Below are 6,154 nucleotides of genomic sequence, written 5' to 3'. Positions count from 1 at the left end.
CGCCGCTTACAGGTGGCGGTCTCGACGCGAAGTGGCCGTCTCGGTGCCGGAGGCGGGCTCAGACTGGCGCCGGCGCGGACTGAGACGGCGCCGGCGCGGGCTCAGACGGTGCCGGAGGCCGCGGCGGGAGCAGTGCGCGCCAGTCGTGTGCGCAGCTCGTCCTCGGCGTCGCGGAACTCGGCGGCGAGGCGATCGACGAGCTCGGCGGTGGTGCGCTGCAGCCCGAGGGCGCCGATGCCCTGACCCGAGCCCCAGATGTCCTTCCACGCCTTCGCGTCGGAGTTCGGGTCGGTGCCGAAGTCCATCTTCGAGGGGTCGGCCTCGGGCAGATCGTCGGGGTCGAAGCCGGCGGCGACGATCGAGCCGCGCAGGTAGTTGCCCTTGACCCCGGTGAAGTAGTTCGAGTAGACGACGTCGTCGGCGGCGGAGTCGACGATCATCTGCCGGTACGCATCGACGACGTTGGCCTCGGGGGTGGAGAGGAACGCGGAGCCGATGTAGGCGTAGTCGGCCCCGGCGGCCAATGCCGCGAGGATCGACCGGCCGTGGGCGATCGCACCGGAGAGCAGCAGCGGCCCGTCGAACCAGCTGCGGATCTCCTGGACGAGCGCGAACGGGGAGAGCGCGCCCGCGTGTCCGCCGGCCCCGGCGGCCACGGCGATGACGCCGTCGGCGCCCTTCTCGACGGCCTTGTGGGCGAAGCGGTTGTTGATGATGTCGTGGAGGACGACGCCGCCGTAGGAGTGGACGGCCTCGTTGACCTCTTCCCTGGCGCCGAGTGAGGTGATGACGATGGGCACCTTGTGCCTGACCACCTCGGCGAGGTCGGCCTCGAGGCGATTGTTCGACCGGTGGACGATGAGGTTGGCCGCGAACGGGGCGGCGGGGGACTCGGGGTGGGCTGCGGTGTAGTTCGCGTTCGACTCGGTGATCTCGTCGAACCAGTCGGCGAGCAGCGACGCCGGCCGCGCGTTGAGGGTGGGGAACGCCCCGACGATGCCGGCCTGGCACTGGGCGGTGACGAGTTCGGGGCCCGATGCGATGAACATCGGGGAGCCGAAGACCGGAAGGCGCAGCCTCAGGTCGAGAGAGTCAATGGGGTTCACGATGCCTCCTTGGATTTGCGAACAGCACCACTCTAACTGAACGAATGTTAAAAATCGGTGCGAGGGGAGCAGAAAGCGGGGGCGCGGCCGATGATTCGGCTGCGCCCCCGCTTCGCGGTCGCCCTCGGTCAGGAGTCGGTGAAGTTCGGATCCCGCTTCTCGACGAAGGCGGCCATGCCCTCGGTCTGGTCGTTCGTCGCGAGCACCGAGTGGAAGAGGCGGCGCTCGTAGCGCAGGCCCTGCTCGAGCGTCGTGTCGAAGGCGACGTTGATCGCCTCCTTGACCATCGCCGAGGCGATGAGGGACTTCCCGGCGATCGTGCGGGCGATCTCGTTCGCCGTCGACAGGAGTTCCTCGGGGGCGACGACGCGGGCGACGAGGCCTGAGCGCTCGGCCTCCTCGGCGTCCATCATCCGCCCGGTCAGGCACATGTCCATCGCCTTCGCCTTGCCGACCGCCCGGGTCAGGCGCTGGGACCCGCCCATGCCCGGGAGCACGCCGAGGTTGATCTCGGGCTGGCCGAACTTCGCCGTCGTCGCGGCGATGAGGATGTCGCCCATCATCGCGACCTCGCAGCCTCCGCCGAGGGCGTAGCCGCTGACGGCGGTGATGATCGGCTTGCGGACGTTCGTCAGGCGCTCCCAGCCGGCGAACCAGTCGGCGCGGTAGGCGGTGGCGAAGTCGAGTTCGGACATCTCCTTGATGTCCGCGCCGGCCGCGAACGCCTTCTCGCTGCCGGTGATGATGATCGCGCGCACCGCGTCATCGGCGTCGAACCCGGTCGCCGCATCGGTGATGTCGGTGAGGACCTGGAGGTTGAGCGCGTTGAGCGCCTTGGGCCGGTTGATCGTGATCGTCGCGACTCCGTCGTCGACGGAGGTGAGGATGGTTGCGTAGTCGCTCATGAGAACACCTTGTCTGTCTGCTCGGTGGTGAGGATGGCGGTCACGGTGGCGTCGTCGACCTCGCTGAGGGAGGCCGGCGACCACTGGGGGCTGCGGTCCTTGTCGATGACCTGCGCGCGGATGCCCTCGCGCAGATCGGGGCGGCGCGTCATCTCGACGGCGATGCGGTAGTCCTGTTCGAGCACCTCGGCGAGCGTCATGTCCGCGGCCCGCCGCAGGGCGGCCAGGGTCACCTTCACCGAGGTGGGGGCCTTCGTCCGGATGAGGGCGGCAGCCGCGTTCGCCTCGGGGTTCGCATGGGCCTCGAGGCGGGCGAGGATGTCCTCGATGTCATCTCCGGTGTAGCACTCGTCGATCCAGGCGGCCGCCTCGGCGAGGTCATCGGCCGGGGCGTCCGCGGCATAGCGGGAGACGACGGTGTCGACGTCCTCCCCGGCTTCGAGGTCGGCGATGAGGGCGGGGAGGTCGGCTTCGGGGACGTAGTGGTCGGCGAGGTCGAGGGCCAGCGCCGCGCCCGGGCCCACCGCGGTGCCGGTCAGCGCCAGGTGCGTGCCGAGCTCGCCGGGAGCGCGCGCGAGCAGGTAGGTGCCGCCGACGTCGGGGAAGAGTCCGATGCCGGTCTCGGGCATCCCGACCTTCGTCGAGTCCGTGACGATGCGCTCGGAGCCGTGCCCGGAGATCCCGACGCCGCCGCCCATCGTGATGCCGTTCATGATGACGACGTAGGGCTTCGGGTACTCGGCGATCGCGGCGTTCATCCGGTACTCGCGGTTCCAGAACTTCGCGTTCTCGCCCGTGCCCTCGACGATGTCGGTGTAGACGGCTTTGATGTCCCCGCCGGCGCACAGACCGCGCTCGCCGCGGCCGGTGACGAGCACGGTGGTCACGGTGTCGTCGTCGTACCAGCTGCGCAGGGCGTCATCGATGCCGGCGACCATGTCGAGGCTGAGCGCGTTGATCAGCTTCGGCCGGTTGAGTTCGATCCGTCCGAGGCCGCCGGACGCTGTGGCGATGATGCTCGGATTCTCTGTCGTCATATCAGCCCACTCCTGTGCTCTTGCGCGAGATGATCACGCGCATGATTTCGTTGGTGCCTTCCAGAATCTGGTGGACGCGCAGGTCGCGAACCAGCTTCTCAATCCCATACTCTGTCAGATACCCGTAGCCGCCGTGGAGCTGGAGGGCCCGATTGGCGACGTCGAAGCCGGTGTCGGTGGCGGTGAGCTTCGCCATCGCCGAGAGCAGGGACGTGTTCGGGTCGCCCGCGTCGTAGGCGTTCGCGGCCCGCCACAGGAGGGAGCGTGCGGCTTCGAGCTTCGTCTGCATCTCCGCGACCTCGAAGCGCAGCGCCTGGAAGCCGGTGAGCTCGGTGCCGAAGGCCTGGCGCTCGCCCATGTAGTCGATGGCCTTCTCGAGCGCGGACTGCCCGCCGCCGAGCGAGCACGCCCCGATGTTGAGGCGGCCGCCGTCGAGGCCGGACATCGCGATCTTGAAGCCCTGACCGAGGTCGCCGAGCATGTTCTCCTTCGGCACTCGGACGTTCTCCATGATGACCTGGCGGGTCGGCTGGGCGCGCCAGCCCATCTTCTGCTCGTTGACACCGAAGCTCAGTCCCTCCATCCCCTTCTCGAGGATGAACGCGGAGATCCCGCGGGCGCCGTCCTGCCCGGTGCGGGCCATGACGAGGTAGGTGTCGGTCGACCGGCGCCGGAGATGAACTGCTTGACGCCGTTGAGGACGAAGTGGTCGCCGTCCTCGCGCGCCGAGGTGCGCAGGGCACCGGCATCGGAGCCGGCGTTGGGTTCGGTGAGGCAGTAGCTGCGAGGTGCTCCATCGAGACGAGCGGGAGGAGGTACCTCTCCTTCTGCTCCTCATTGCCGTACTTGTCGATCATCCACGCGACCATGTTGTGGATCGAGATGTAGGCGGCCACCGACGGGCAGCCGGTCGACATCGCCTCGAAGATCAGGGCCGCATCCATCCGGCCCATCCCGGTGCCGCCGGACTCCTCACGGACGTAGATGCCGCCCATGCCGAGTTCCGCCGACTTCCTGATGACGTCGACGGGGAAGTGGTGGTTGGCATCCCAGTCGAGTGCGTAGGGGGCGATCTCCGTGTCGGCGAAGTCGCGGACCATGGCAGAGATCGTCTGCTGCTCCTCGGTGAGGCCGAACGGCAGGGCAGTCACAGTGCTGCGGGACATGGTTCCTCCAGGATGACGGGTGAGCGGTGGTGCGCTCGTGCGGGGTGGGCGGGGTGACCGCGATCACGGGCACGGCATTGTCATCAGGATACGGAGAATTTACTAGGACGTCCAACTAATTGCCCCGAGGCCGCTCTCACCTGGTGGTGAGCGGAGAGCAGAGAGCGGAGAGCAGAGCGCGGTCCGGGAGGGCGGTGGGGGAGTCCCGGCAGAGTTCTGGTGTCAGGCAGAGTTCCGGAGCCGGGCAGAGTTCCGGAGTCGGGCAGAGTTCCGGAGCTCGGTGGACTCAGGAGTGCAGCAGGCGAATCAGGCGGGGTCTTCGAGGCGCACCCGCAGCGCCTCGAGGTGGGGGAGGAGCTCGCCTCCATCGGTGCCGGAGACGGCAGGGGACGTGAAGACCTCGTCATTGAGCGCCGAGGTGGCGCGGGCGGCGAGCTCGCGACCGGCCTCGGTGAGGTCGACGAGCGTGGTCCGGCGGTCGTCGGGATGGCTGCGGCGACGGACGAGGCCGGCCTTCTCGAGGCGATCGACGGAGTTCGTCGTCGACGTCGCGTGGACCTGGAGGCGCGCGGAGATCTTCGACATCGGCAGGGTGCCGGACTTCGTGAACGAGAGCAGAGTGAGCACCTCGTAGCGCGAGAACGTCAGGGAGAAGGGCTTGAGCGCGGCGTCGACCATCGCGAGGAAGAGCTGGTGGACGCGCATCACGGAGATGACGGTGTTCATGCCGTCCGCGGCCTCATCCCAGCCGTGCGCGAGCCACTGCTTCCGTGACTCCTCGATGGGATCGAACCGTACCGCTGTGCTCTTCTCCGGCGCCATTGTCGACAGTGTAGTGAAGTGAGAGGATTGGCGCATGTGCGGTCGACTCAACCTGTCATCTGACCCGGCGGACCTCGCCGACGAGCTCCGCCTCGACGTCGTCTCCTACGACTACACCCCGCGGTACAACGTTCCTCCGGGTGCCGACATCCCCATCGTCGTCGAGCGCCTCGACGACGACGGACAGCTCACCCGCCGCCTCGAAGCGGCGTCGTGGGGACTCGTGCCCAGCTGGGCGAAGGACCGGGCGATCGGGTTCAAGGCCTTCAACGCGCGCTCGGAGACGGTGCTCGAGAAGCCGATGTTCCGGCAGGCGATCAAGCGCCGGCGGTGTGCCCTTCCCATCCCGGGCTACTACGAGTGGGAGGTCACCGAGGACGGCAAGCAGCCGTGGATGATGTCGGCGGCAGGCCAGGACCCGCTCTTCATGGCGGGGCTCTTCGAGTTCTGGAAGCAGCCCGACGACTCCTGGCTCGTGTCGACGTCGATCCTCACGATGGAATCGGCCGGTCATCTCCGCGACGTCCACGACCGGATGCCGGTGTTCCTCGGTCGTGACCACATCGACGACTGGATGAATCCGGCGCTGCCGAGCGGCGAGGTCCCCGACCTGCTGGCGGCCACGCTCGCCCAGGTCGATCCCGCGAGCGTGACGAAGCACCGGGTCGGCAAGGCCGTCGGCAACGTCCGCAACGACTCCCCGGCCCTCATCGAGCCGGTCGCCTGAGGACGCTGGACCGCCGGAATCCCGCGAGGTGCGGGGGCTCGTTGGAGCGGTGAGCGAGATCACCCTCCGAACGGCATTCTGCCCCTTGTGGGCGCCGATCCCGGTGGTGTAGAGTAGATCGAGCTGCCGGCCCAATGGGCCACAGCGAACGCTTCAGATGGATTTCGATCCAAGTGACGCGGAGGTGAACTCCGGGTTGCGGACATCGATGAGACACTGTAGAGTAGAGATCCGCTGGTACGGCGGGCCGCAAGGCGAAGAGTACCAAATCCTGTGGATGCCCCCGGTTGATCACGCGGAAAATGTTTCGTGTGATGGTTGGGTGTGTGTTTGTGGTTTGAGAATCCAATAGCGTGTTTGTTTGAACAATGTGATGCCAGAAAATTTTTTC

The 6,154-nt window shown here is 67.5% G+C and carries 5 protein-coding genes and 1 pseudogene; 1 reads left to right on the top strand and 5 read right to left on the bottom strand.

Annotated elements, in window-relative coordinates:
* Window positions 1-101 precede the first annotated feature (101 nt).
* The 5 genes and pseudogenes from AC2W7K_RS17960 to AC2W7K_RS17940 form a co-directional block, all read right to left on the bottom strand.
* A complete protein-coding gene (locus AC2W7K_RS17960; RefSeq protein ID WP_232623531.1) occupies window positions 102-1,106 on the bottom strand; it encodes an NAD(P)H-dependent flavin oxidoreductase in 1,005 nt (334 codons plus the stop codon).
* A gap of 128 nt (window positions 1,107-1,234) precedes the next feature.
* A complete protein-coding gene (locus tag AC2W7K_RS17955; protein WP_198498230.1) occupies window positions 1,235-2,011 on the bottom strand; it encodes an enoyl-CoA hydratase in 777 nt (258 codons plus the stop codon).
* Entirely contained in the window at window positions 2,008-3,048 is a 1,041-nt protein-coding gene (locus AC2W7K_RS17950; protein ID WP_198498231.1) for an enoyl-CoA hydratase/isomerase family protein, read from the bottom strand. The genes AC2W7K_RS17955 and AC2W7K_RS17950 overlap by 4 nt, the downstream gene beginning before the upstream one ends.
* Before the next feature lies 1 nt (window position 3,049).
* A pseudogene (locus AC2W7K_RS17945) lies at window positions 3,050-4,214 on the bottom strand (acyl-CoA dehydrogenase family protein).
* A gap of 306 nt (window positions 4,215-4,520) precedes the next feature.
* The gene (locus tag AC2W7K_RS17940) at window positions 4,521-5,036 is read right to left on the bottom strand and encodes a MarR family winged helix-turn-helix transcriptional regulator (protein ID WP_198498233.1); all 516 of its coding nucleotides are present in this window, start codon (window positions 5,034-5,036) and stop codon (window positions 4,521-4,523) included.
* Between the two features lie 34 nt (window positions 5,037-5,070).
* Here AC2W7K_RS17940 and AC2W7K_RS17935 point away from each other — a divergent pair, with 34 nt between their 5' ends.
* The gene (locus AC2W7K_RS17935; protein ID WP_198498234.1) at window positions 5,071-5,763 is read left to right on the top strand and encodes an SOS response-associated peptidase; all 693 of its coding nucleotides are present in this window, start codon (window positions 5,071-5,073) and stop codon (window positions 5,761-5,763) included.
* The last annotated feature ends 391 nt before the right edge of the window (window positions 5,764-6,154 follow it).

The sequence above is a fragment of the Brevibacterium sp. LAARM2_SD2 genome (genome assembly GCF_057364785.1).
The sequence above is the reverse complement of the archived record's forward strand: the minus strand, read 5'-3'. Positions and strand labels throughout refer to the sequence as shown.